At 71.9% G+C, this 24,095-nt stretch carries 24 protein-coding genes and 1 tRNA gene; 7 read left to right on the top strand and 18 right to left on the bottom strand.

Annotated elements, in window-relative coordinates; translation table 11 throughout:
* Positions 1-72: 72 nt before the first annotated feature.
* On the bottom strand, positions 73-420 hold the full coding sequence (locus AB0B01_RS13130; RefSeq protein ID WP_361716815.1) for a hypothetical protein: 348 nt from the start codon (positions 418-420) through the stop codon (positions 73-75).
* 216 nt (positions 421-636) lie between these two features.
* On the opposite strand from AB0B01_RS13130, the gene AB0B01_RS13125 reads away from it, so the two are divergent.
* Positions 637-1,548, top strand: a complete 912-nt coding sequence (locus AB0B01_RS13125; RefSeq protein WP_361716812.1) for a methyltransferase domain-containing protein — start codon at positions 637-639, stop codon at positions 1,546-1,548.
* A gap of 3 nt (positions 1,549-1,551) precedes the next feature.
* Positions 1,552-2,670 carry a hypothetical protein gene (locus tag AB0B01_RS13120; protein WP_361716809.1) on the top strand — a complete coding sequence of 373 codons (1,119 nt, stop codon included), beginning with the start codon at positions 1,552-1,554 and terminating at the stop codon, positions 2,668-2,670.
* 1 nt (position 2,671) lies between these two features.
* Here the strand turns inward: AB0B01_RS13120 and AB0B01_RS13115 are convergent, their stop codons facing one another.
* From AB0B01_RS13115 to AB0B01_RS13095, 5 genes are read right to left on the bottom strand one after another with little or no spacing between them, the layout of a single operon-like run.
* A complete protein-coding gene (locus tag AB0B01_RS13115) occupies positions 2,672-4,051 on the bottom strand; it encodes a cytochrome P450 (protein ID WP_361716806.1) in 1,380 nt (459 codons plus the stop codon).
* Positions 4,048-4,668 carry an ATP/GTP-binding protein gene (locus tag AB0B01_RS13110; RefSeq protein WP_361716803.1) on the bottom strand — a complete coding sequence of 207 codons (621 nt, stop codon included), beginning with the start codon at positions 4,666-4,668 and terminating at the stop codon, positions 4,048-4,050. The genes AB0B01_RS13115 and AB0B01_RS13110 overlap by 4 nt, the downstream gene beginning before the upstream one ends.
* Positions 4,649-5,008, bottom strand: a complete 360-nt coding sequence (locus AB0B01_RS13105) for a DUF742 domain-containing protein (RefSeq protein WP_361716800.1) — start codon at positions 5,006-5,008, stop codon at positions 4,649-4,651. Before AB0B01_RS13105 ends, AB0B01_RS13110 begins: the two co-directional genes overlap by 20 nt.
* A complete protein-coding gene (locus AB0B01_RS13100) occupies positions 5,005-5,412 on the bottom strand; it encodes a roadblock/LC7 domain-containing protein (RefSeq protein ID WP_356848723.1) in 408 nt (135 codons plus the stop codon). The genes AB0B01_RS13105 and AB0B01_RS13100 overlap by 4 nt, the downstream gene beginning before the upstream one ends.
* Entirely contained in the window at positions 5,409-7,046 is a 1,638-nt protein-coding gene (locus AB0B01_RS13095) for an ATP-binding protein (protein ID WP_361716796.1), read from the bottom strand. Before AB0B01_RS13095 ends, AB0B01_RS13100 begins: the two co-directional genes overlap by 4 nt.
* 587 nt (positions 7,047-7,633) lie before the next feature.
* Here AB0B01_RS13095 and AB0B01_RS13090 point away from each other — a divergent pair.
* The gene (locus AB0B01_RS13090) at positions 7,634-8,614 is read left to right on the top strand and encodes a helix-turn-helix domain-containing protein (protein WP_361716793.1); all 981 of its coding nucleotides are present in this window, start codon (positions 7,634-7,636) and stop codon (positions 8,612-8,614) included.
* Between the two features lie 111 nt (positions 8,615-8,725).
* Entirely contained in the window at positions 8,726-9,499 is a 774-nt protein-coding gene (locus AB0B01_RS13085) for an MBL fold metallo-hydrolase (protein WP_361716790.1), read from the top strand.
* Between the two features lie 90 nt (positions 9,500-9,589).
* Here the strand turns inward: AB0B01_RS13085 and AB0B01_RS13080 are convergent.
* A tRNA-Pro gene (locus tag AB0B01_RS13080) sits at positions 9,590-9,666 on the bottom strand.
* Between the two features lie 116 nt (positions 9,667-9,782).
* Here AB0B01_RS13080 and AB0B01_RS13075 point away from each other — a divergent pair.
* Positions 9,783-10,346 carry a DUF309 domain-containing protein gene (locus AB0B01_RS13075; protein ID WP_361716787.1) on the top strand — a complete coding sequence of 188 codons (564 nt, stop codon included), beginning with the start codon at positions 9,783-9,785 and terminating at the stop codon, positions 10,344-10,346.
* Between the two features lie 9 nt (positions 10,347-10,355).
* Here AB0B01_RS13075 and AB0B01_RS13070 read toward each other — a convergent pair whose 3' ends face one another.
* The 4 genes from AB0B01_RS13070 to AB0B01_RS13055 are packed head-to-tail and all read right to left on the bottom strand — an operon-like array spanning position 10,356 to position 13,673.
* The gene (locus tag AB0B01_RS13070) at positions 10,356-10,745 is read right to left on the bottom strand and encodes a VOC family protein (RefSeq protein ID WP_361716784.1); all 390 of its coding nucleotides are present in this window, start codon (positions 10,743-10,745) and stop codon (positions 10,356-10,358) included.
* A 5-nt stretch (positions 10,746-10,750) separates the two neighbouring features.
* Positions 10,751-11,392 carry an LUD domain-containing protein gene (locus tag AB0B01_RS13065; RefSeq protein WP_361716781.1) on the bottom strand — a complete coding sequence of 214 codons (642 nt, stop codon included), beginning with the start codon at positions 11,390-11,392 and terminating at the stop codon, positions 10,751-10,753.
* On the bottom strand, positions 11,389-12,900 hold the full coding sequence (locus AB0B01_RS13060) for a lactate utilization protein B (protein WP_361716836.1): 1,512 nt from the start codon (positions 12,898-12,900) through the stop codon (positions 11,389-11,391). Before AB0B01_RS13060 ends, AB0B01_RS13065 begins: the two co-directional genes overlap by 4 nt.
* 17 nt (positions 12,901-12,917) lie before the next feature.
* Positions 12,918-13,673, bottom strand: a complete 756-nt coding sequence (locus tag AB0B01_RS13055; RefSeq protein ID WP_361716779.1) for a (Fe-S)-binding protein — start codon at positions 13,671-13,673, stop codon at positions 12,918-12,920.
* A gap of 18 nt (positions 13,674-13,691) precedes the next feature.
* Between AB0B01_RS13055 and cobF the strand changes: the two genes are divergently transcribed.
* The gene (cobF, locus tag AB0B01_RS13050; RefSeq protein ID WP_361716776.1) at positions 13,692-14,444 is read left to right on the top strand and encodes a precorrin-6A synthase (deacetylating); all 753 of its coding nucleotides are present in this window, start codon (positions 13,692-13,694) and stop codon (positions 14,442-14,444) included.
* A 4-nt stretch (positions 14,445-14,448) separates the two neighbouring features.
* Here the strand turns inward: cobF and AB0B01_RS13045 are convergent, their stop codons facing one another.
* Entirely contained in the window at positions 14,449-15,624 is a 1,176-nt protein-coding gene (locus tag AB0B01_RS13045) for an aminotransferase class V-fold PLP-dependent enzyme (protein WP_361716773.1), read from the bottom strand.
* Between the two features lie 105 nt (positions 15,625-15,729).
* Positions 15,730-17,445, bottom strand: coding sequence for a glycoside hydrolase family 71 protein (locus tag AB0B01_RS13040; protein ID WP_361716770.1), 1,716 nt, complete (start codon positions 17,443-17,445; stop codon positions 15,730-15,732).
* Positions 17,446-17,686: 241 nt separating this feature from the next.
* On the opposite strand from AB0B01_RS13040, the gene AB0B01_RS13035 reads away from it, so the two are divergent.
* Positions 17,687-18,157, top strand: a complete 471-nt coding sequence (locus tag AB0B01_RS13035; RefSeq protein ID WP_361716767.1) for a hypothetical protein — start codon at positions 17,687-17,689, stop codon at positions 18,155-18,157.
* Between the two features lie 86 nt (positions 18,158-18,243).
* Here the strand turns inward: AB0B01_RS13035 and AB0B01_RS13030 are convergent, their stop codons facing one another.
* The 5 genes from AB0B01_RS13030 to corA form a co-directional block, all read right to left on the bottom strand.
* Complete coding sequence (locus AB0B01_RS13030) at positions 18,244-20,463, bottom strand: NADP-dependent isocitrate dehydrogenase (RefSeq protein WP_361716764.1); 2,220 nt, start codon at positions 20,461-20,463, stop codon at positions 18,244-18,246.
* Positions 20,464-20,683: 220 nt separating this feature from the next.
* On the bottom strand, positions 20,684-21,037 hold the full coding sequence (locus AB0B01_RS13025; RefSeq protein WP_361716761.1) for a DUF805 domain-containing protein: 354 nt from the start codon (positions 21,035-21,037) through the stop codon (positions 20,684-20,686).
* 292 nt (positions 21,038-21,329) lie between these two features.
* Complete coding sequence (locus AB0B01_RS13020) at positions 21,330-22,163, bottom strand: chitosanase (RefSeq protein ID WP_361716833.1); 834 nt, start codon at positions 22,161-22,163, stop codon at positions 21,330-21,332.
* A gap of 163 nt (positions 22,164-22,326) precedes the next feature.
* Positions 22,327-22,932, bottom strand: coding sequence for a GNAT family protein (locus tag AB0B01_RS13015; RefSeq protein WP_361716758.1), 606 nt, complete (start codon positions 22,930-22,932; stop codon positions 22,327-22,329).
* Positions 22,933-22,995: 63 nt separating this feature from the next.
* Positions 22,996-24,078: a magnesium/cobalt transporter CorA gene (gene corA / locus AB0B01_RS13010; protein WP_361716755.1), complete on the bottom strand. Its 1,083-nt coding sequence runs from the start codon at positions 24,076-24,078 to the stop codon at positions 22,996-22,998.
* Between the last annotated feature and the right edge of the window lie 17 nt (positions 24,079-24,095).

The following is a 24,095-nucleotide window of genomic DNA, read 5'->3' as shown; positions in this document are numbered from 1 at the left end:
ATACGCGCCGACCTCCACCTCGGACTGCTCCAACTCGCCTGCAGCATCATCTGCTTGCGCCGACTCCGAACCTCATTCTGAAATGATCAGTAAGTGGAAGCCGGGGCCGATCTCCCGTACGAAGAACTCCCGCAGCACCTGACTGCACGGCTGGCCCTCCGGGATCACGGTGTCGCCGTCGACGGGGGCCGTGAGCCGGCGGCCGCCGCGCCGGGCGGGACGTACCGGCTCCGGCGCAGGGAGACCGTCGAGCGCGGCGGCCAGCCTCGCCGTCAGCGCGGCCTTGCCCCCTGCGGCGGGCAGCGCCATGTCGCGGGCGAGTCGGGTCAGTTCGGCCAGGGTCCAGTACCAGCGGAGCAGCTCCGCTCCCGTCAGGGCGGGAGTCAGGGGAGGCCGCGATTCCTCGTTATTCGTACTCACGTTCCCATTCTAGAAGAGTTCCCGGAAGAAAGGCGGGACCGGCGCCGCCCAGGGCAATCAACGGCGTCTGACGTGACGTCAATCGGGCTGAATTGTCGCTATTTCGTGTGTGGTTATGCTCAAGACCCAAGTGAACGAGGACTTTTATCGATCACTTATGGGCAGAGTGGGGCGGCCGATAAACACCCCCACACGACCGCAGGACCGGAGAACCCGATGGACAGCAACCTCGTCATCCAGCCCCCCACGGGTGGCCAGGCCTTCGACGCGAGCCAAGTGCCGCTCTACTACAGTCGGAAGACGGCGGACATCCTCCACAAGTACGGCCCCGGACCCAGAGTCCACTTCCATATGGGGCTCTTCGCCCCGGGGTCCGCTCCGAACACCACTGTCTCCCAGCGGGTGCTCAAGCGCCGCATCGTCGAATCCCAGGAAGCGATCGTCGAACACGCCGCGCGTACCTGGGGCGCGTACGCCAACCCGCCGGGCCGGCTCCTCGACATCGGCTGCGGAGTCGGCGGGGGTTCCCTCTATTGGGCGCAGGAGCACGGCGCGCAGGTCACCGGGATCACGATAGCGGCTGACCACATACCCGTGATCCAGGACTTCGCCCGCCAGGCAGGGGTGGCCGACCGGGTGACCCCGCTGCTCGCCGACGCGCACACCTTCACGACCAACCACCGGTTCGACGCCGCGTACGCCAACGAGAGCTCCGGCTACATGGACCGCGAGCGGCTCTTCCGGATGGCCGCCAGGGTTCTGAAGCCCGGCGGCTGGTTCGGCATACAGGAGCACTTCATCTGCCGTCCCGAGTGGACCGGGTTCATCGACGGCTACTACAAGACGCGCCTGGGCACCCTCACCGAGTACATCTCCGCTGCCAACGCCGCGGGCTTCCACCTGGAGCAGGACGAGGACGTCACCGACCGGGTCGCCGAGTTCTGGGTGCAGTCCATGGCGTGGAACACGGCGGAGCTGGACCGCGTCGAGAACACGGGCGCCCCGTCCGCCTGGTCGCTCGAACGGCTCCGGGAGTCGACCATCACCCACGGCAAGCTGTTCCGCATCTGGCGCGACCACGCCCTGGAGACCCGGCTGCTGCTCTTCCGCCTCGACGGGGGCAACTGACCGATGCCGCCCGCGTACGAGAAGAACACGCCCCCCTCCCGCATCGGCTGGGAACTGCCGCCGTTCTACTGGCCCTTCGAGAGGGGCCTCATCCACCCGAAGGCGGCGGAGCTGGAGGAGCGGTCGATCGCCTGGATCGACTCCTTCGGCCTCTACCCGGACGCCACCGAACGTGCCTGGGGACTGGCCACCCGCAGCGCCGACTTCACCAGCCGGATCATCCCCTACGGCGACGTGGAGCCGATGCTGCTCTTCGCCGAGTGGAACTACTGGGCCTTCGCCACCGACGACTGGCAGGACTCCGAATCCAGCGCCACGCGGACGGCCTCCGTCATCGACCAGGGCACCCGGCTCTTCCGCACCCTGGAGGCTCCCGGATCAGGCCTGCTGCCGCCGGGGCCGCACACGGCCGCGCTGGAGGACCTGGTGACCCGCACCCGGGCCATGCTCACCCCGGTACAGCTGCGCCGCTTCACCGAGGGCGTCCGGGACTGGGTGTACGGCGCCGCCGCGCAGGCCGCCCACGCCGACCAGGGCGTCATGCCGGGCCTCAACGACTTCGCGGCGATGCGGATCTCGGTCGGCGGGACCCGGTTCCTGCTGACCTGGTGCGATGCGGCGAACGGGATCGAGGTACCTGGCGAGGTGCTGTACTCCGCGCCCGTCCAGGCCCTGACCGACGCCGCCGGGTTCATCGTCGCCTGTGACAACGACCTGTTCTCGTACAACAAGGACGACCACCACGAGCCGCGGGAGCAGAACCTGCTCAACGTGCTGGCGCAGCACCACGGCATTACGCCCGCCGAGGCACTGCCGGCCGCGTACGCACTGCGGGACCGGACGGTGACACTGTTCGTCCGGCTGCGCGAGCAGCTGGCGCGCGACGCCGGCGAGCAGCTGGGGCGCTACCTCGTCTCCCTGGGACACTGGATCGGGGGCGACACCGAGTACCACAACCTCGCGCCGCGCTACGCCAGCCCGCGCAACCGCAACGCCCTGCCCGTCGAAGGGGCTTCGTACGACATCACCTGGAGCGACACGCCCAGCGACCCGAGCGTCGAACCACTGCCCGTCCCGGCTCTCGCCTGGTGGTGGCAGCAGCTCGACGACTCGGCCCGCTGAGTCAGCGGCCGCGCAGGCGCGACCACCAGGAGGCCCGGCCCGCCGGCCGCTCCGCCCGGACCGGGGCGGCCGGCGTCGCGGCCGCAGCCGGCTCGGGCGGCAGGGCGGCCGCCGGGCGAGCACGGGGTACCCGGGTGGCCCCGGTGACCGTGCTGCCCCCCGGGGTGAACGCGACCGGGAGCGCCACCAGGTGGCGCGACATCAGGGAGGACGTCCACTGCAGCTCGTCCTCGGGGACCGCCAGCTCCAGATCGGGCAGCCGGGCCAGCAGGGTGTCGATGCCGGTGTCCGCGATGGCCCTGCCGATGTCCTGGCCGGGGCATTCGTGGGGGCCGCTGCTGAAGGCCAGGTGGGAACGGTTGCCGTGGACGGGCAGAGAGGGGTCGGGCCGGATCTCGGGGTCGAGGTTGCCGGCCCCGAGACCCAGCAGCAGCATGTCGCCGGCCTTGATCGGCGTACCGCCCAGCTCCGTGTCGCCGGTGGCCCAGCGCCCGAGCACCGTCATGAACGGCGGTTCGTCCCACAGGACCTGCTCCAGCGCGTCCGGCAGCGTCATGTGGCCGCCGGAGAGGTTCGCGCGGAAGCGGCGGTCGGTGAGCACCACGCGCAGGGTGTTCGCGATCAGGTTGGCGGTCGTCTCGAAGGCCGCGATCAGCACCAGTCGCAGGTGCTCCAGGATCTCGTCGTCGTCGAGTCCGGTGGGGTGCTCCAGCAGCCACGTGGTGAAGTCCCGGCCGGGCGTCTCCCGCTTGCGCGCCACGAGCTCGCGGAGGCTGTCCGAGACGTACTCGAAGCTGACGAGGGCCGTCTCGGTGCCGCGGAGCATGTCGCGGGCCGCCTCGACGAGACGCGGTCCGTAGGACTCCGGCGCCCCGACGAGCTGGGTCATCACCAGCATCGGCAGCGGCTCGGCGAAGTCGGTGACCAGGTCGGCCTTCCCGGTCTGGGCGAAGGCATCGATCAGCTGGTCGGCGAAGCGCCTGACGTAGCGCCGTACACCGCGCCGGTCGAAGCGCTCCAGCGACTCGGTGATCGCCCCGCGCAGCCGCTCGTGCTCGACCCCGTCGACCAGGTGGCACACCGGCTGCCATGCGGTCATCGGGGTCAGGGGGTGGTCCGCGGGAACCTTCCCTTCCTGCATGTCCCGCCAGTGGCGCGGGTCGCGGGCGAACCGGGAAGGCGTGCGCGCCACGTCCAGGTTCTCGCGGTGACCGAGCACCAGCCAGGCCGGGAGGTCGCCCTGGACCAGGACGGGGGCCACCGCGCCGTGTTCTGCGCGCAGCTTCTCGTACAGGCCCATCGGGTCGGCCTCGGCCTCGGGGCCGTAGAGCCGGTGCGCGGGGCACCCCGGCGGCGGGGCGGACGGGGACGGGGTGCTCACAAGGCCTCCGGAGTCGCGGCGAGGGAGTGCAGGTAGCGCATCAGCGTCATCAGGACGTCACGGCTGGAGTCGCGGCGCCGGGCGTCGCACAGGACGAGCGGTACGGAGGGCGGCAGGTCGAGGGCGGCCCGCAGCTCCTCCAGGGGGTACTGGGGGGCGTCGGGGAAGGAGTTGACGGCGACGACGAACGGCACGCCGCGCTCCTCCAGCCGGCCGATCACGTCGAAGCTGACCTCCAGCCGACGGGTGTCCACCAGGACCACCGCGCCGAGCGCGCCTTCGAACAGGCCGCGCCACAGGAACCAGAAGCGCTCCTGGCCGGGGGTGCCGAAGAGGTACAGCACCAGCTCGTCGTTGATGCTGATGCGGCCGAAGTCCATGGCCACGGTGGTGGAGGTCTTGCGTTCCACGCCCGCCGTGTCGTCGACGCCGACCCCGGCCTGGGTCATCGTCTCCTCGGTGGTCAGGGGGCGGATCTCGCTGACCGAGCCGACCAGGGTCGTCTTGCCGACGCCGAAGCCGCCCACGATCACCACCTTGACCGCGGCGGCGGCCGTGGCCGGCAGGGCGTCCTCGCGCCGAGGCCCCGCGCGCAGTTCAGAGCTTTCGAAGTCCATCGATGACTGCCTCAATCAGTGCCAGGTCCGGGAGTTGTGCGGGGGCGACGGGTGGGCGGGAGAGCACGTGGCCCGCGGTGAGGAGGTCGCCGAGGAGTACGGTGACCACGCTGACCGGCAGGCCGAGGTACGCGGAGATCTCGGCCACCGAGAGCGGTGACCGGCACAGCCTCATGATCGCCGCGTGCTCCGGCTGCATCCCGGGCCTGGGCCCCGACTTGGCGATGATCAGCGTGACCAGGTCGAGGGTGGCGGGCAGTAACGGTCCGCTGCGCCCGCCGGTGATCACGTAGAGCCGCTCGGGAGTGCCGTCTTCCCAGTCCCGGCCCGGGTCGCTCACGCGGTCTGCCCCTCGCGCCGAGGCGGACTGCTGAGGTGCTCTCCGATCCGGGCGACGAGGTCGCGCATGCGCTGGCCCATCAGGCCGGCATCGACGCCTTCGTCGGCCAGGACGGCGAGGTAGGCACCGGCACCGGCCGCCATCAGGTAGAAGAAGCCGCCGTCCATCTCGATCACGACGAGCCGCATCCGGCCGCTGCTGCCGGGAAGTTCGGAGGCGACGGCGCCCGCGAGGCTCTGCAGTCCGGCGCAGGCCGCGGCGAGCCGGTCGGCGGTGTCGGTCTCCGCCCCGTACTGCGCCATGCGCAGGCCGTCGGCGGACAGGACGATGACGTGGCGGGTCTGCGGGACGCTCTCGGCCAGGTCCTTGAGCATCCAGTCCATGTTGGTCTGCTGCTGGCTCATGGCTGTTCCCCCTTGCTCGCCGAGGCCGGCGAGGCGTCTGTGTTCTGGCTTGCTGCGCCGCTTCTGCTCGCGACGGTCTTGCTGCTGTCCGAGGACAGGCCGTCCTGGAAGGCGGCCAGCCACATCCCGGGCTGTACCTCCGGCCGGGGTTCGGATGCGGCGGCCCGGTCCGCGGCCGCGGCGGTCGCCGCGGCGGCGGCCGTGATCCGGTCGGGTGCGCCGAGGTTCCCGGGCACCTGTGGGGCGACGGCGCGGGTCTTGCGGCGTCGCTGGGGCAGCCCGTTGGGGGTCCGCTCGGTCACGGCGGGTACCTCGTCGGGTGCTGCGTCGGATGCTGCGTCGGATGCTGCCGGGGTGTACGAGGGGCCGGTGACGGGGCGCGGCTGCTGCGGCCGGGCGGCCGGTTCTCTGCGGGTTGGGGCGGCGGCCGGCGGCAGGGCGGCCCGGGGGCCCGAGGAGGTGCCGATGCCGTGGGCGACGCCGGTGGCGGAGGAGGCGGTGGTGATCAGCCCCTGCGGGATGACCAGGACCGCGCGGACGCCGCCGTACGCCGAGGAGCGCAGCGAGACCTGGAAGTCGTACGCCTGGGAGAGCCGGCCGACCACGGCGAGGCCGAGGCGCGGCGTCTCGCCGAGGTCGGCGAGGTCGATGCCCTGCTGGGCCTGCCGGAGCATGCGCTCGGCCCGCTTGCGGGCCTCCTCGCTCATGCTGACGCCGCCGTCCTCGATCTCGACGGCGATGCCCGAGTTCACGTCGACGGCGGTCAGGTGGACCTTGGTCTGCGGCGGGGAGTAGCGGGTGGCGTTGTCGAGCAGCTCGGCCAGCGCGTGGATCAGCGGCTCGACGGCCGGACCGACGACGGCGACCTGGGAGACGGAGTGCAGCTCGACGCGCTGGTAGTCGATGATCCGCGACATGGCGCCGCGTAGCACGCTGTAGAGCGGTACGGCCTTGCTCCACTGGCGGCCGGGGCGGGCGCCGCCGAGTACGGCGATGGAGTCCGCGAGGCGGCCGATCAGGGCCGTGCCGTGGTCGAGCCGCAGCAGATCGCCGAAGACCTCGGGGGCATGGCCGTGCCGGTCCTCCATGTCCCGCAGTTCCTGGGCCTGTTGGTGCACGATGGCCTGGACGCGGCGGGCGATGTTCACGAAGGCGCGCTGCGCCGAGTCGCGCAGGTCCTCCTCGGCGACGACGGCGTCGAGCACCGAGCGCAGCACCGCCTGGTGGGCGCCCCTGAACTCGGCGGTCAGGCCCGCCCCGTGGGTGCCGGGCTCCTCCAGGGAGGCGAGCACCTCCTCGGGGAACTCGCCCTTGCGCAGCCGCTCCACGACGTCGGGCAGCAGCTCCTGGGCCAGGCGTACGGTCTCGGCCTGCTGCCGGGCCAGCGCCGCCTCGTGCGCGGCGACGGTGGCCCGCAGCGCGGCCACCGCCTTGCCGCGCCGGGCGGCCTCGCCGCAGGAAAGGGCAACCGCGACAAAGGCCACGGCACCGACCCACGCCACGGGCGTGCGCGCCGGCGCGGACACCATCACCACGGCAACGGCCGCGGCTACGGCGGTCAAGAGGGCGGGAAGCGCCCAAACGACGGGTGAGGTGGGCCCTGGACTTCCGGGCGACGATCCCACGCGAACCATCAGAACCCTCAAACGATCGAAAGCGAATGATCATATGACAACGGCCCGGAATCTTAGCGTCTCCGTGCACGACTCTTGACAGCAGGTCATGAACTGGACGACATACGCCTGTTGCTGCGCGGCGACGTGGCTGAAACTCGTTTGCTCCTCACGCTGCCGCCCGCCTCCGCACGTTCCTCCGCATACGCAGACGGCAGGCCGCAGACCCCCGGAGCCACCCTCGGAACGGATCCGCCCTACCCGGTCATTGAATCGGCCGGATCCCGCCCCCACGTGCCAGGGCCGGGCACACGCGCAGCGGCCGATGGCGTCATCCGCGGGCGGGCTCGCCAGGCCGACTCCGTCTTCGGCGAGCGCATGCACGAGGGCTCCATGCACGCTCCTCAGCACGGCGGAGGCAGTCGCAGGATCCGCACCGGCGGCAGCCTCGTCGGGCCACTCCGTACGCGCGCCGCCCGCTTGACTCGCCGCCGCGAGACCACCCGCTCCCGCCGCCGGTCCACGTCGCCCGCCGCGCCTGCATGATGGCCGGATGTGAGACAACCTCGTCATTGCGGACACAGGCCATTGAGGCCAATGATCAGTGCATGGCCACACCACGAAGAGTCGTGATCGTTGCGTTCCCCGGCGTCGAGCTGCTCGACGTCACCGGGCCCAGCGAAGTGTTCTCCGTGGCGTCACGGGTGCTCGCGGGGTCGGGGAAGCCCGGTTACCGGATCCAGATCGCGACGGCGGCCGGAGGGGAAGTGCCGACCTCCAGTGGTGTGCGGCTGGCTTCCGACCTGACCCTGCGGGACGTGGACGGACGGGTGGACACCCTGTTGGTGTCCGGAGCAATCACCCACACCGGAAACGAGGTCGAGGTGGTCATCGACCAAACGGTCACCGCCTGGCTGCGACACGGCGAATCCCTCGCCCGAAGGGTCGGCTCGATCTGCGCCGGCGCACACCTGCTGGCCGACGCCGGACTGCTGAAGGGGCGGCGGGCCACGACCCACTGGCTCACCGCCGCGCAGCTGGCCGCCGACCACCCGGATGTCGACGTCGATCCGGACCCCATCTTCATCCGGTCAGGGCGGGTGTGGACCTGCGCGGGGGTCACCTCGGGGATGGACATGGCTCTCGCGATGGTCGCGGAGGACCACGGCCAGGCCGTCGCGCTCGCGACCGCCCGCATGATGGTCATGTACGTCAAGCGCTCGGGCGGCCAGAGCCAGTTCAGTGTGCCCCTCTCGGTCCAGGCTCCCCCCGACGATCCTATGGAAGCGCTGTGCCGGTGGATGACCGAGCACCCGCGCGAAGAGCTGTCGACCGAAGCGCTCGCCGCCCGCCTGAATCTGAGCCCCCGCCACTTCTCACGACTGTTCGTCAGGCGTACGGGCCACACTCCCGCCTCCTACGCCGAGACCGCTCGGCTGGAAGCGGCCCGCCGGCTGCTGGAGGAAACCGACCTGAGTCTTCCGGAAATCGCCGCTGACAGTGGACTGGGCTCGGTGAAAACGCTGCACCGGTCCTTCCAACGCCGGCTGGGGACCACGCCCGCCGAGTACCGCCGACGCTTCCGCTAGCCCCCGGCCGCACCGGCCCCTCAACCCGACCAGGAGGCCACGCCCACCCCGGGCGCCCGGCCTGGCAGTCGCATGCCCCGGCAGCGACAACCAACCACCCCAGGAGCACCCGTGCCCGACACGAAAATCGTCCCGATCCCCGTCCTGGGCAGGCATGCGGTCAACGCGTACCTGCTGCTGGGCCGACGCCCCGTCATCGTCGACGCCGGAACACCCGGCAGCGCCCGCAGGATCCACGACCAAGTGGCCGCCCACGGAGTCGACCCGGCGGACATCGCGCTGATCGTCCTCACACACGGCCACATCGACCACTTCGGCTCCGCGGCCGAGCTGCACCGGCTGACCGGAGCACCCGTCGCCGGGCACGTCGCCGACCTCGAACCCTACCGAACCGGCCGCGTCCGTCTGCCGTACCTGCCCACCGGCCCCATGGGCCGCCTCATGAACCGCAACAAGAGCCTGCACGTCCGAGCCGAGCCGATCGAACCCGGCATCCTGCTCCGCGGGGAAACCGACCTCGGCGACTTCGGGATCACCGCCCGCGTCATGCCCACCCCCGGACACACCGCCGGCTCGATATCCGTCATCACGGACACAGGAGACCTGGTCGCCGGCGACCTCGTCGCCAACTCGTTCATGGGACTCATCCCCGGAAGGCCGGCCAACCCGCCCTTCCACGACGACGCACTCGGCAACCTCGCCAGCCTCCGCGAGATGCTCGCGCTCAACCCCACCCGCCTGCACGTCGGCCACGGAATCCCACTCGACCCGGACCGGGTACGCCGCTGGGCCGACCGGGAGGAACGCCGCCTCGCCCGCCTCGCCACACGCCGACGGCTGACCACCCGCACGGACGTGGACCAGGCCAGGACCCTCCCGACGTGACCACGGGCGCACCGCGCGCCCACCACAGCTCCGGACGCACGAAAGGCCGCCCTCTCATGTGAGAGAACGGCCTCCGACCTGCATGAAGCATGGTCGGGACGACAGGATTTGAACCTGCGACCCCTTGACCCCCAGTCAAGTGCGCTACCAAGCTGCGCCACGTCCCGTTGTGCTTCCGGCCGGCTTTTCCCTGAGGATCTTCCTGCCCGGCGGCACATGCAGAACATTACCCCACACCGGAGGGTGTGCATGCACCACCGGCCGCCCGGGGGAGGATGGCCGGGTGAACGCACGGGATAGGGACAGTGAGGGGCGGGCGCGGAGCGCGCGGCCGCGGGACGGGCTGGGGCGGCCGCTGCCTTACGGGGAGCCCGGCGTGGAGCGGCAGCCCGAAGGGGTGGTGCGGACGCCCGCGGAGACGGTGGCGGAGGCGCAGCGGCTGCTGGACGCGGGGATGCCGTTCCATGCGCACGAGGTGTTCGAGGACGCCTGGAAGTCCGGGCCGCAGGCCGCGGCCCCGCTGTGGCGCGGGCTCGCGCAGCTGGCCGTCGGGCTGACGCACGCCGCCCGCGGCAACGCGGTGGGCGGGGCGCGGCTGCTGCGCCGCGGCGCCGAAGCCCTGGCCGGGCGGGCCGTGGTGGAGGCCGGCGGGCCCACCGGAGCCCGCGGGGGCGAGGAGCCCACCGGGGCCGGCGCGCCCGCGCAGGTCCCGTACGGGATCGACGTGCCCGGTCTGGTGCGGTGGGCCCGGGAGCTGGCCGGGCGGGTGGAGCGCGGCCAGGGCGTCGACGCCGCGGCCGAGGCACCCCGGCTCCGGGCCGCCCGGGACGGCGGCGGCCCTGCCTGAGGCGCCGGGTCAGGCCGGCTGCAGGAGGTCCCAGCGGTTGCCGTAGAGGTCCTCGAAGACCGCCACCGAACCGTACGGCTCGTGGCGCGGCTCCTCCAGGAAGCGGACGCCCTCGGCGGTCATGCGGGCGTGGTCCCCGGCGAAGTCGCCGGTGTGGAGGAAGAAGCCGACGCGGCCGCCCGTCTGGTCGCCGACCCTGGCCCGTTGGGCCTCGTCCTTGGCGCGGGCGAGCAGGAGGGCCGCCTCGCGGGCCCCGCGCGGCCGGACCACCACCCAGCGCGAGCCGTCCGGGCGGGGGGTGTCCTCGACGAGGTCGAAGCCGAGGGCGCGGGTGTAGAAGTCGATGGCCTCGTCGTAGTCGTGGACGACGAGGGTGGTCAGAGCGATGTGTGCGGACATGGCCCCTATTGTGCGGACCCGGCCAGCAGCACGACCTCCAGGGTGCGCGGGCCGTGCACGCCCTCCACCCGGTCGAGTTCGATGTCGCTGGTCGCCGAAGGGCCGGAGATCCAGGTCAGCGGACGGCGCGGGTCCAGCAGGGGCAGCGCCTGCGGGATCGCGTCGACCACCTGGCCGGGGACGCGGACCACGCAGATGTGGTGGTCCGGGATCAGGCTGATGCGGCGCCTTCCCTGCCCCGGTCCGCCGTCGAGGACGAGGGTGCCGGTCTCCGCGACGGCCAGGGCGCAGCCGGTCACCACGCTGTCCACGGCGTCCAGTTCGTACGGGGTCGAGGCGGCCCGGTCCGCGACCCGGGTCTGGTCCGCCGCCGCGAGCCAGGACGGGGGCAGCCCGGCCGGTACCAGGACGCTCTGCGCGCCCCGCTCGGCCAGCAGCCGCGCCAGGAGCGCCGCGAGGCCGTCCTCGTCCGTCCGGTGGACCTTCGCCCGGTACTCCGCCAGGTTCACGGCGAGCAGGTCCACCCGCTCGGCAGGAGTGCGCTCGGCGTGGACCCGGAGGTAGTCACGGGGGACGGCGGCCCCGGGGTCCCGGTCGCCCGCCGTGGCCCGCCGGATCCGGCCGAGGATGCGGTCCCTGCTGCTCATGCCCGTCCTCCCCGCTCCCGTGCCCACCAGTCCCGGAAGGGCTCCTGCGGGAGCTCCGGCAGCTCGCGGCTGTCCGTCCAGGCCTGCCCCGGCCCCGGCAGCCGTCCGGGGCGCAGCCGCCGGGCGCGGGCCAGCAGCCGCTCCCCCGCGCGCAGCGCGCCGGGCCGGTCCAGCAGCAGTCGGGCCGCGCGCATGGCCGCCCGCTCCGCGGTGTGCCCCCGCGCCGGGCGGATCCGTACGCGGACGCCCTCGCGGGTGACCCGGCCGCCCTGCGCCACCCGCTCGCGCAGGTGCAGGAGCACCTCGGGGATGTCGATGGCGACCGGGCAGACCTCGTAGCAGGCTCCGCACAGGGTGGACGCGTAGGGCAGCGAGGCGCCGATCGCGCTGCCGGTGCCCCGCAGTTGGGGGCTCAGGATCGCGCCGATGGGGCCGGGGTAGACGGAGCCGTAGGCGTGGCCGCCGGCGCGTTCGTAGACCGGGCACACGTTGAGGCAGGCGGAGCAGCGGATGCAGCGCAGTGCCTGCCGGCCGACCTCGTCGGCGAGGGTGTCGGTGCGCCCGTTGTCGAGGAGGACGAGGTGGAAGGCGGAGGGGCCGTCGCCGTGCGTCGTGCCGGTCCACATCGTGGTGTACGGGTTCATCCGCTCGGCGGTGGAGGAGCGCGGCAGTGTCTGCAGGAAGATCTCCAGGTCGCGGAAGGTCGGCACCACCTTCTCGATGCCCACCACGGAGATCAGGGTCTCGGGCAGCGTCAGGCACATCCTTCCGTTGCCCTCCGACTCGAAGACGACCATCGTGCCGGTCTCCGCGACCATGAAGTTGGCTCCGGAGACGGCGACTTTGGCGCGCAGGAACTTCTCGCGCAGGTGCAGGCGGGCCGCTTCGGCGAGTTCGTGCGGCTCCTCCCCCAGTCCCTCCGGTGCGGGCCGGCCCCAGCCGGCCATCTCCTCGGCGAAGATGTCCCGGATCTCGCCGCGGTTGCGGTGGATGGCCGGGACCAGGATGTGCGAGGGCCGGTCGTGGCCGAGCTGGACGATGAGTTCGGCGAGGTCCGTCTCGTACGCGGCGATCCCGGCGGCCTCCAGCGCCTCGTTGAGGCCGATCTCCTGGGTGGCCATGGACTTGACCTTGACGACCTCCCGCTCGCCCGTGGCCAGGACCAGGTCCGTGACGATCCGGTTGGCCTCGGCCGCGTCGGCCGCCCAGTGGACGGTGCCGCCGGCGGCGGTGACCGCCTCCTCCAACTGGGTGAGGTGGCGGTCGAGATGGCGCAGCGTGTGGTCCTTGACGGCCTTGCCGGCCGTCCGCAGTCGGTCCCAGTCCGCCAGCTCGGCTACGGCACGGGCGCGTTTGTCGCGGATGGTGTGGGTGGCGTGCCGCAGGTTGGCGCGGAGCACCCGGTCCTGTACGGCCTCCCGCGCGGCCGCCGGAAAGGCCGGAAAGGCGGGGACGGCGGGGTCGGCCGGGTCGGCGGACGCGGCGGGGTCGGCCGGAAAAGCCGGCATGCCGAGGAAGGTGCCCGTCATGTCAGCGGTTCCTCCTGCGTCGAGGCCAGGATCTCGGCGAGGTGGAGGACCCGAAGCGGGATGCCCTGGCGGCGCAGGACGCCGTCGAGGTGGGCGAGGCAGGAGTTGTCGGCCCCGCACAGCACCTGCGCCCCCGTCGACGCCGCATGGCCGGTCTTGTCGGTGCCCATGGCCGCCGAGACGTCGGGGTTCTTCACGGCGAAGGTGCCGCCGAAGCCGCAGCACTCCTCCGCGCCGGGCAGTTCCAGCAGTTCGAGCCCCTTGACGGCGGCGAGCAACCGCCGGGGCCGGTCGCCGAGACCGAGCGTCCGCAGGCCGTGGCACGAGGGGTGGTAGGTGACCGTGTGCGGGAAGTACGCGCCGACGTCGGTCACCCCGAGCACGTCCACCAGGAACTCGGTCAGCTCGTACACCCGCGGTACGAGGTCCTCGGCCAGCGCCGCCAGCTCCCCTCCGCGCCCCTCCCGCTCCGCCTCCCGGCCGATCCGCGGGTAGTGGGCCCGGATCATCGCGGCGCAGGAACCGGACGGGGTGACCACGTACGGGTAGCCCACGAAGGCTTCCGCCGTGCGCCGCAGCAGCGGTTCGCTCTCACGCCGGTAGCCGGTGTTGTACTGGGGCTGGCCGCAGCAGCTCTGGGCCGCGGGGAAGTCCACCTGGACGCCGAGCCGCTCCAGCAGCCGGACGACGGCGATGCCGGTCCGCGGGTACAGCGCGTCGTTGACGCAGGTGACGAACAGGGCGGCACGCATGACGGGCAGAATAGCCGGGTGAAGAAGTTCTCAGTGATCGGCATAGGCGCGGGCGACCCGGACCACCTGACCCTCCAGGCGGTCAAGGCGATCGGCGCGGCGGACGCATTCCTCATCCTGGAGAAGGGCGAGGAGAAAGCGGATCTGACCGGGCTGCGGCGCGCGATGCTCGACGCGCACGCCCGCCCTGGCCACCGGCTCGTGGAGGGCCGCGACCCGGACCGGGACCGCACCCCGGCGCAGTACGCCCCGACGGTGGACGGCTGGCGCAGCGCGCGGGCCGAGATCTTCGAGCGGTTCATCGCCGACGATCTGGCCGACGGCGAGACCGGCGCGTTCCTGGTGTGGGGCGACCCCTCGCTGTACGACTCCACCCTCGCCATCCTCGACGAGGTGCTGGAGCGCGGCCGGGTGGCGTTCGAGCACGAGGTGGTGCCGGGCATCAGCAGCATCTCCTCACTGCTGGCCCGGCACCGGACCAACCTGAACCGGGTCGGTCGGCCGGTCCAGATCACCACCGGGCGCCGGCTGGCCGAGGGCTGGCCGCAGGACGTGGACGACGTGGTGGTGATGCTGGACGCGCGGCACGCCTTCACCGCCCACCTCGACCAGGACCTCTACGTCTACTGGGGTGCCTACGTCGGCACGCCGGACGAGATCCTGGTCCAGGGCAAGCTGGCGGAGGTCGCGGGACGCATCGAGGAGCTCCGGACCGAGGCACGCGCCCGCAAGGGCTGGATCATGGACACCTACCTGCTGCGGCGCGGCTGAGCGGTCACCGCTTGAGATGGGTCGGCAGGGCGGCGGCGAGGCGTTCGTACTCCTCGGGGCGGTTGTAGATCTGCCCGCAGACGCGGATGCCGCCGCCGCCCGGCCACGGCCAGACCAGCACCCGGATGCCCTGCTCCGCCGCGATCCGCTCGCGCAGCGCCCGCGCGTCCTGCTGGGTCTCGGCGGTCCCCGGCGGCAGCCGCAGGGCGCGCATGGCGAGGCCCCCGGTGTACGGGAGCGGGGTGAGCCCCGGGATCTCGGCGAGCAGGGCCGCGCCGTGGGCGGCGAGGGCGCTGTTGTGGGCCCGTACCGCGGCGGCGCCGAGCCGGTGGAGGAGGTCCAGGCCCTCGGGGGCGGCGAGCCAGCCGGTGTAGTCGGCGGTGGCCCGGTTCTCGACGGACCGGGGGAAGCCGTGCTCGTCCTCCCAAGAGGGGACGAGGGCCCGGACCCGGGCGCGGTGGGCGGGGGCGACGGCGAGGACGGCGCTGCCCGCGGGCGCGTAGCCCCACTTGTGCAGGTTCCCGAACCAGAAGTCGGCGCCGACGGCAAGCGGGTCGGGCAGCATGCCGGGGGCGTGCGCGCCGTCGACGACGGTGGTGACCCCGCGGGCGGCGAGCTCGGCGAGCAGCCGCGGGGAGGCGATGATCCGGGCGGTGGGCGAGCTGACGTGGTCGAGCAGCGCCACCTTCGTACGGGGTGTCAGGGCGGCCAGCACCTTCTCCCGTACGGCGTCCTCATCGGGCAGCAGGGGGTCCAGGGCCACGGTGGTGACCGGCGCGCGGCGGGCGGCCGCGGCGACGACGGTGCCGTAGCCGTGGTCGGTGACCAGGATCTCGTCGCCCGCGGCGAGCCCGACGGCGTCCAGGGCGAGGTTCGCGCCCTCGGTGGCGTTGGCGATGAAGGCGATCCCGTCGGGCTCGGCGCCCAGGTGGGCGGCGACCCGGCCGCGCGCGGCGGCGATCCGGTCGGCGGCGCCGGTGAAGAAGGCGTCCGGGTCGGCGTGCAGTTCCGCCTGGAGCACGGCCTGCGCCTCCTGCACGGGCAGCGGTACGGCGCCGAAGGACCCGTGGTTGAGGTGGGCGATCTCCGGATCCAGCCGGAACAGCCCCGGTCCCCCCGGGAACACGGCGGGGGCGGCCGGGTGCAGCGGTGCGGCGGGGGCGGCGTTCGGGTCGGTCACGGGTCCTCCGAGGGGTGGTGTGCGGTTACCCGGATGGTGCGGGCCGGCCCGGACGGCCGGGAAGGGCCAATCCCGCCGAGGTGGCCGGTACCGCGGCCCCGGCTCCTAGGGTGCGTCCCGGCCGCTGGTCACGGCGTAGTACTGGAGGTCCTGGACCTCCACCGTCCGGTCCGCGGGGTACGGCAGTTCCGCCTCCGCGCCCGCCCTGCCGTCGCGGACCACCGCCGCCGAACTCGTGCCCGGCCGCAGCGGCAGGAGTTCGGAGTGCAGCCCGGCCGGTGCCTCGTGGGTGTCCTCGGCCGGGCCCGCCTTCGTCCGGATGCTCGCCGGCGCCGTCAGGAAACTGAGGACCTCCACCGTGTCGCGGGGCGCGGCGCTGCCCTTGCGCAGGGACATCACCAGCGACTGGGTTCCGGTGGGGTCGGCGGCGACGAACTGGGTGCGGGCGGTGAGGTACAGCGTGTCGCGGACGATCTCGGGCCAGCTGCCCGTCTTGAACCGGGTCAGGTAGTAGGAGGACAGGTCCAGGTAGGTGGAGCCGTTGTGCAGGGAGGGGGCGAACTGGCTGCCCTCGGAGTAGTCGTTCCAGGTGGTGAGCTGGACCCAGTCGGCGCCGTCCTCGATGGCGTGCGTCCATGTCGAGCGCAGGGTGGCGGTGTTGCCGGCCTCGTCGTAGATGCCCTGGTTGGGGCGGGCGTCCTGGACGGAGACCGGCTGCATCCAGATCTTGCCCATGCCGTGGGCGCGCCGCACGTCCGCGGTGGCACCCTCCTGGCCGGCGTAGCTGCGGGAGCCCCATTCGGAGAATCCGTGGCTGATCGGGGCGAACGCCGCGTGGTGGGCGGCGAAGTCGAGGAACAGCGGGACGAAGGCGGTGCGGATGCCGTGCCGGGACCTCAGGAGGTCGAGGACCTGCGACCACCACGCAGCGCTCTCGGCCTCCGCCTTGAAGGGGGACACGACGAGCCGGCCGTCGGCGAGCCGGTGCGCGGCGGGGGACTTCCCGAGGGCCGCGAGGGCGTCGGCGAGGACGCCCGGGTCGTCGGCCTTCAGGGAGGTCATGTCCGGCATCAGCATGATCTTGAACCCCGGGTCGACCGTGTGGGCGGCCTCCATCAGGAGTGTGGCCCGCTGCCAGTTCTGACCGGAAAAGGAGAGCAGGTCGAGGGTGAACCCGTCGAGCCCGGCGGCGCGGGCCGTGCGCACTTCCTGCCGGAGGTTGGCCAGTTCCCAGTTGCCTTCTCGGGGAGGGACGGGCAGCGGCCGGTCGCGCAGCAGGCCGCCGTAGCGTTCGTGCTTCCCGTTCTCGCCGGCCGGGTTCAGGTAGTTGCGCGTGTAGTAGTCGCTGTCGGCGCTCGCGTTGTCCAGCGAGAGCGGGTACGGGGTGAAGTAGTGGGCGAACACCAGCTTCCTGCCCGCGGCCCCGGTGTGCAGGGCGGCCGGCGGGGGCATGTCGAAGGGCAGCGCGCCGGGGGGCCGTCGGCCGGCGGCGTCCGCCGGCCCGGGGGCTTCGCCCTTGTCCTGCCCGGTGCCGTCGGGGCTGTTGCCGGGAAGCGGAGTGGGCGCGGTGGAGCCGTCGGCGGTCGTGGCGGGCCACGGTTCGCCGGTGCCGGGCGCCGAAGCGTCCTGCCGGGAGCCCGGTGCGAAGGGGTCCCAGGCGACGCCGGTGGCGGCGCAGACACCGACGAGCAGGAACGCGGAGACCAGCAGGGTCAGCAGCGGCCGGCCCCGGAACCCGCGGCGCCGCCGGTGCGAGGAGGGCCGCCGCGGGCCCCCGGCCCGCAGTGCGGCCCGTCGGTCCGCTCGCCGATCCCCTGTCATCCTGTCCCTCCCCGGAATATGCCCCGAGTGCGGGGCTGCACAGCAGTAGAGCCGATGACCGGCCGGCGGACAACCGTTCTTCCCCGGAAGGGCCGTGGCGCGTACCGCGGGCGGCCCAGGAGAACTACGCAGGCCGCTCGTTCCGGAATCCGCCAATCCCCTGGCCGTACGCCGTAACTGGCGCATAATCGTCGCCACGCGGCGCGAACGAACCCTTGGCCGCGCATGGGACACGGATGCAATGGGGGGCATCGTGCCGATGAGGGATCCGGGCCGGACCGGCACGCTGCCGACGACGTCCGCCGAGCTGTCCAGGCTGCTCACGGCCGTCCGGCGCGGACGGGTGCTGACGATCACCGGCCGGTTCCGGGAGCCGCGGAGCCTGCTGGTACGGGACATCGCCCGGCGCCTGTCGTCCAACTTCTGTGACGGCGCGGCGGTGGTCACGCTGGACCGCCCGTTCGGCGTCTACGAGCTGACGGCCGAACTGGGCACGGCGGCCGGGATGCCGGTGCAGCCGTGCCGCAGGCCCAACCCGGTGTCCTGGCTCGCCGAGCGGGACATGCTGCTGGTCCTGGACGGCAGCGACCACCTCAGCGCCGACACGCTGTCCTGGGTCCGCGGCCTGCTCGCCGTGGCCCCGGGACTGCGCATCCTTGCCGCCGGCCGGTGCCCGCTATCGGTCGACGGTGAGCACGTCCACCGGCTCTGACCGACCGCCGCCGACCGCCCCGGCGGCATACGGTTCCGCCCCGGTCGGCAGGGCCGACCGGGGCGGAACCTCGCAACGCAGCGACCTCAGGCGAGGGACGCGATCGCCTGGTTGAGCGTCGCGGACGGGCGCATGACCGCCGCGGCCTTGGCCGGGTCGGGCTGGTAGTAGCCGCCGATGTCGGCCGGGGAGCCCTGTACCGCGTTCAGCTCGCCGACGATGGTCTCCTCCTGCTCGCTCAGCGTCTTGGCCAGCGGCTCGAAGGCCGACGCCAGCGCGGCGTCGTCGTTCTGCTGAGCCAGCTCCTGCGCCCAGTACAGGGCGAGGTAGAAGTGGCTGCCGCGGTTGTCGATACCGCCGAGGCGACGGGTCGGCGACTTGTCCTCGTTGAGGAAGGTGCCGGTCGCGCGGTCGAGGGTGTCGGCCAGGACCTGGGCGCGGGCGTTGCCCGTGGTGGTCGCCAGGTGCTCGAAGCTGGCGGCCAGTGCGAAGAACTCGCCCAGGCTGTCCCAGCGCAGGTAGTTCTCCTTGACGAGCTGCTGGACGTGCTTCGGGGCGGAGCCGCCGGCGCCGGTCTCGAAGAGGCCGCCGCCCGCCATCAGCGGGACGACCGACAGCATCTTGGCGCTGGTGCCCAGCTCCAGGATGGGGAAGAGGTCGGTCAGGTAGTCGCGGAGCACGTTGCCGGTCACCGAGATGGTGTCCTCGCCGCGGCGGATCCGCTCCAGGGAGTAGGCCGTGGCCTCGACCGGGGAGAGGATCTTGATGGTGAGGCCCTCGGTGTCGTGCTGGGCGAGGTACGTCTTCACCTTGGCGATCAGCTGCGCGTCGTGCGCGCGGTCCTCGTCGAGCCAGAAGACGGCCGGGCTGCCGGTCACGCGGGCGCGGGTGACGGCGAGCTTGACCCAGTCCTGGATCGGCAGGTCCTTGGTCTGGCAGGCGCGGAAGATGTCGCCGGCGGCGACCTCCTGCTCCAGGACCACGTTGCCCGCGGCGTCGACGAGGCGGACGGTGCCCGCGGCGGCGATCTCGAAGGTCTTGTCGTGGCTGCCGTACTCCTCGGCCTTCTGCGCCATGAGGCCGACGTTCGGCACGGAGCCCATCGTGGACGGGTCGAAGGCGCCGTGGGCGCGGCAGTCCTCGATGACGGCCTGGTAGACGCCCGCGTAGCTGCTGTCGGGCAGGACGGCGAGGGTGTCGGCCTCCTGGCCGTCCGGGCCCCACATGTGGCCGGAGGTGCGGATCATCGCCGGCATGGAGGCGTCGACGATGACGTCGCTCGGGACGTGCAGGTTGGTGATGCCCTTGTCCGAGTCGACCATGGCGAGGGCCGGGCCCTCGGCGATCTCGGCGTCGATGGAGGCCTTGATCGCGTCACCGTCGGCGAGGGCGCCCAGGCCGTTCAGGATGGTGCCGAGGCCGTCGTTCGGGGACAGGCCGGCGGCGGCCAGGGTCTCGCCGTAGCGGGCGAAGGTCTTCGGGAGGAAGGCCCGGACCACGTGGCCGAAGACGATCGGGTCGGAGACCTTCATCATCGTGGCCTTGAGGTGCACGGAGAACAGGACGCCCTCGGCCTTGGCGCGCTCGATCTGGTCGTTCAGGAAGGTGCGCAGCGCGTCGACGTGCATGACGGACGCGTCCACGACCTCGCCGGCGAGGACCGGTACGGACTCGCGCAGGACCGTGGTGGCGCCGTCGGCGGCGACGTGCTCGATGCGCAGCGTGCCGGCCTCGGCGATCACGGTGGACTTCTCGGTGGAGCGGAAGTCGTCGGCGCCCATGGTGGCGACGTTCGTCTTCGACTCGGGGGTCCAGGCGCCCATGCGGTGCGGGTGGGCCTTGGCGTAGTTCTTGACCGAGGCGGGGGCGCGGCGGTCGGAGTTGCCCTCGCGCAGGACCGGGTTGACGGCGCTGCCCTTGACCTTGTCGTAGCGCGCGCGGATCTCGCGCTCCTCGTCGGTCTTCGGGTCGTCCGGGTAGTCCGGGAGGGCGTAGCCCTGGCCCTGGAGCTCGGCGACCGCGGCCTTCAGCTGCGGGATCGAGGCCGAGATGTTGGGCAGCTTGATGATGTTGGCTTCCGGCGTCTTCGCCAGTTCGCCGAGCTCGGCCAGGGCATCGGCGATCCGCTGGCCCTCCTGGAGGTGCTCGGGGAAGCTCGCGATGATCCGACCGGCCAGGGAGATGTCACGGGTCTCGACATTCACACCGGCCGTCGACGCGTACGCCTGGACCACAGGCAGGAAGGAATACGTCGCGAGGGCGGGGGCCTCGTCAGTGTGCGTGTAGATGATGGTCGAGTCAGTCACCGGTTGCTCCGCTCCACAGTCTGCGTCTCTCGTCTGCAACATTGCTCGACATCAAGATATCTCGTGATCGGGCCGGTCCGGACAGCCCCTGCCGCAAGCCGGACGAGACGCATGTCACCCGGCCCGCGGGACTCCGTGCGCGCCCCGGAACGGCGAGAGCGCCGCCCCGGGCGGTTTCCCGCCGGGGACGGCGCTCTGGCGCTCAGGCGTACGGGCCGGTTCAGGCCTGGACGGCCTTCGGGTTCGGGCCGTACTGGTTCGGCTGCGGCTGACCCTCGGAGGCCATCAGGACGAGCAGCCAGATGCCACCGATCAGCGGCACGAGGCTGATGAGCAGCCACCAGCCGGACTTGCCGGTGTCGTGGAGGCGGCGGATGGCGACACCCAGGCCCGGGAGCAGGACGGCGAGCGCGTAGATCAGGTACAGCAGCGGGTAGGTGCCGATCGCGTTGTCGATGACGGCGACGATGATCAGCGCGATCACGTTGAAGAGGGTGAACATCCAGTACTCCTGCCGGCGGGCGCGGCCGGAAAACACGGTGTACTTCTTCAGGACGTCGGTGTAGTGGTGCATGTGTCCCCCCTGAGGACGGTTCGTCGGCCCGTCCTGCTGGAGCAAGCCGGGGCAGAACTTATGCCCCGCTTACGTCGCGGTCAAGCCACTTCTCAAGGCACCAAAAGCACCGCTTTGCTCGGACTCTGCGGGCAAAAACACCGGGAACGGGCGCTCGTTGGCACCCATGGAGCCTGCGGGGTCACACCGGGTGACGATCCGGGGCGAGTTGGCCTGCACATCGTTACGGCACCGCGATCTCGCAGCGGCCCGGGCGGGGAGGGGAAGCCGCCCGGGCCGTCCCGGCGAGCGGTCAGCCGATGTGGAAGGAGTCGCCGTAGACCTTCCAGTCGAGCGGGGTGTTGAGGGCCAGGTTGCCCTTCTTCAGGAAGACCCGCTGGGCGGTGTCGACCCGGCTGGTGTCGCTGTGCGCCTCCTCCTGCTTCATCGCCCAGACGCGGGCGTCCAGGAAGGCGTTCAGCCAGGTGGTCTCGTTGCCGCCCTGGGACGGCGGCTTGGCCTTGGACAGCGCGCGCTTGCGGATGTTGCGGAAGCTGGTGGAGTCGCCGCCGTCGCCGTGCATGACGATGGCGTCGTAGTAGATGAACTGGCCCAGCACGCCGACCCCGTCCGACTTGCCCTGCTTCACGGCGGGGTTGAAGTAGACCCGGTCCCGCTCGTGGTCCTGGGCCTTCCTGAACTCCGCGTCCTGGGCGGCCTTGGCCCAGTCCTTGGTGAAGTTCGGGTCCAGGCCGGCGTGCGAGTCGGTGCCGTCGACCTCGCGCAGGGCCGGCAGGTACTTGGCCAGGACGTTCCCCGGCTTGACCTGGGTGTAGTACTCGACGAGGTCGAGCATGTCGCCGGTGCCCGAGCAGAAGCCGATGATCCCGGCGGTGTAGCCGCGGCCGTCGTCTATGTCCTCGATGTACTTGTACTGGGCCTTCCAGTCCAGCGAGGAGTTCTCGGCGCTGGAGACGATCTGCATGGCGATGTCCTTCTTCGCCGGATCGTCGAGCCCGACGGCCGCCACCGCCGCTTCGGCCGCGGAAGCGGCGGCAGGGGCAGGGGCCGAGGCGGCGCGAGAGGGGGCGGGCGCCGCGGTGGCATGAGCCGCGACCGGCACGGCGAGGAGGGCCGTGCCGAGCAGCGCGGCACCGATCGCCTTCTTCTTGCGGTGGGGGATGAACGGGGTGAACACAGAGCCTCCATGGGGGAGTTGAGGCGCCGAGTTGAGGTGTACCCGACTTCGTTAGGAAACTTTACTACCAGAACTCCGGACGGCTCAAGACCCGCGGGCACCCCGCCCCTTGCTACCGGTGGGCGGCCAGACGGGCCGTCAGCGCGGCCTTCGCCTCAGGCCATTCGGGACGGGTCAGGCTGAACACCACCGTGTCGCGGATCCAGCCGTCCCGCATGACCATGTGGTGGCGCAGCACCCCCTCCTGGGTCGCGCCGAGCCGGGCGATCGCCGCCCGCGAGGCGCTGTTGCGCACGTCCGTCAGCAGTTCGACCCGGTTCATCCCCAGCACCTCGAACGCATGCGCAAGCATCAGCAGTTTGGCCTCCGCGTTCACACCCGTCCGCTGCCAGGTGCGGCCGAGGAAGGTCCAGCCGATCTCCAGACGGCGGTTCACCCGGTCGATCGCCATGAGCCGGGTCGAGCCGGCGATCCGGCCGGTGGCCGAGTCCACGGTGGCGTACGCGAGTTGGGTGCCCGCGGCGCGCGCCGCGACCGCGTCGTCGATGAAGCCGCGCACCTCGTCCGGGTGCGGGACCATGGTCACCGCCAGCTCCCAGAGGCTGCCGTCGCGTATCGCCTCGCACAGCCCGTCGTGGTGCCGCTGCTCCAGCGGCTCCAGCCGTACGCGCTCGCCCGCCAACTGCCCCGCCGCGTGCTGCGCTGCTGCCTGCTCCATATCGTGACCTGCCCGTTCTGCGTGGTGATCGCCAAAGGGCGGACCTTAGGGCAGCCGCACGGATCAGAGCCAGCCGTTTCTCCTGAAGCCCCGGTGGATGACGAAGCAGGCGAGGGCCATCACGCCGACGACCAGGGGGTAGCCGTAGGTCCAGTGCAGCTCGGGCATGTGGTCGAAGTTCATGCCGTAGATCCCGCAGACCATGGTGGGGACGGCGACGATGGCCGCCCAGGCCGTGATCTTGCGCATGTCCTCGTTCTGCGCGACGGTCACCTGCGCGAGATGGGCCTGCAGGATGGAGTCGAGGAGCGCGTCGTAGGCGTTGATCTGGTCGGTGGCCCGGTTCAGATGGTCGGCCACGTCGCGGAAGTAGGCGCGGATCTCCTGCGGGATGACCGCTATCGGCGTCGTGGCCAGCTGCTGGAGCGGTCGGCCGAGTGGTGCCACCGCCCGGCGCAGCTCCAGGAGTTCCCGCTTGAGCTGGTAGATCCGGCCCGCGTCGCCCCGGCCCCCGTGCTCGCTGAACACGGCCGTCTCGACGGCGTCGATGTCGTTCTGCACGGCGTCCGTCACGGCCATGTAGTCGTCGACGACGTGGTCGGCTATGGCGTGCAGCACCGACGCCGGCCCCTTGGCCAGTTGCTCCGGGGCGGCCTCCAGGCTCTCGCGGACCGGGCCCAGGGTGCCGCGTCCGCCGTGCCGGATGGTGATGACGAAGTCGTCACCGGTGAAGGCCATCAGCTCGCCGGTCTCCACCACCTCGCTGGTGGCGGTCAGCTCCTCGTGCTCGACGTAGCGGACGGTCTTGAAGACGGAGAAGAGTATGTCGTCGTACCGCTCCACCTTGGGACGCTGGTGCGCGTTCACGGCGTCCTCGACGGCGAGCGGGTGCAGACCGAACAGCTCGGCGAGACCGGCGAGTTCCTCCTGCGAGGGTTCGTGCAGGCCGATCCAGACGAAGCCGCAGCCCGTCTTGCGGACCCGCCGCAGTGCCTCCTCCGCCTCGGCACAGCCGTCCTGGCGTACTCCGTCCTGGTACACGACGCAGTTGACGACGGCACTTCCGAGCGGGGAGCGGGCCGGGTGGCTGAGGTCGACGGCCCGCCGGTAACCGCGGCGCACGGCCCGGCGCAAGGTGCTGAACATGGACAACGGCGTACTCC

The organism is Streptomyces sp. NPDC044571 (assembly GCF_040647115.1).
Taxonomy (GTDB): Bacteria; Actinomycetota; Actinomycetes; order Streptomycetales; family Streptomycetaceae; genus Streptomyces.
This window is presented reverse-complemented; position numbering and strand designations above follow the sequence as displayed.

Coding starts and splice junctions, on each gene's coding strand:
- AB0B01_RS13125 (WP_361716812.1), top strand. CDS start 637: ATGGACAGCAACCTCGTCATCCAGCCCCCCACGGGTGGCCAGGCCTTC.
- AB0B01_RS13120 (WP_361716809.1), top strand. CDS start 1,552: ATGCCGCCCGCGTACGAGAAGAACACGCCCCCCTCCCGCATCGGCTGG.
- AB0B01_RS13110 (WP_361716803.1), bottom strand. CDS start 4,668: ATGGACTTCGAAAGCTCTGAACTGCGCGCGGGGCCTCGGCGCGAGGAC.
- AB0B01_RS13100 (WP_356848723.1), bottom strand. CDS start 5,412: ATGAGCCAGCAGCAGACCAACATGGACTGGATGCTCAAGGACCTGGCC.
- AB0B01_RS13095 (WP_361716796.1), bottom strand. CDS start 7,046: ATGGTTCGCGTGGGATCGTCGCCCGGAAGTCCAGGGCCCACCTCACCC.
- AB0B01_RS13090 (WP_361716793.1), top strand. CDS start 7,634: ATGGCCACACCACGAAGAGTCGTGATCGTTGCGTTCCCCGGCGTCGAG.
- AB0B01_RS13070 (WP_361716784.1), bottom strand. CDS start 10,745: ATGTCCGCACACATCGCTCTGACCACCCTCGTCGTCCACGACTACGAC.
- AB0B01_RS13065 (WP_361716781.1), bottom strand. CDS start 11,392: ATGAGCAGCAGGGACCGCATCCTCGGCCGGATCCGGCGGGCCACGGCG.
- AB0B01_RS13060 (WP_361716836.1), bottom strand. CDS start 12,900: ATGCCGGCTTTTCCGGCCGACCCCGCCGCGTCCGCCGACCCGGCCGAC.
- AB0B01_RS13055 (WP_361716779.1), bottom strand. CDS start 13,673: ATGCGTGCCGCCCTGTTCGTCACCTGCGTCAACGACGCGCTGTACCCG.
- AB0B01_RS13040 (WP_361716770.1), bottom strand. CDS start 17,445: ATGACAGGGGATCGGCGAGCGGACCGACGGGCCGCACTGCGGGCCGGG.
- AB0B01_RS13035 (WP_361716767.1), top strand. CDS start 17,687: ATGGGGGGCATCGTGCCGATGAGGGATCCGGGCCGGACCGGCACGCTG.
- AB0B01_RS13025 (WP_361716761.1), bottom strand. CDS start 21,037: ATGCACCACTACACCGACGTCCTGAAGAAGTACACCGTGTTTTCCGGC.
- AB0B01_RS13015 (WP_361716758.1), bottom strand. CDS start 22,932: ATGGAGCAGGCAGCAGCGCAGCACGCGGCGGGGCAGTTGGCGGGCGAG.
- corA (WP_361716755.1), bottom strand. CDS start 24,078: ATGTTCAGCACCTTGCGCCGGGCCGTGCGCCGCGGTTACCGGCGGGCC.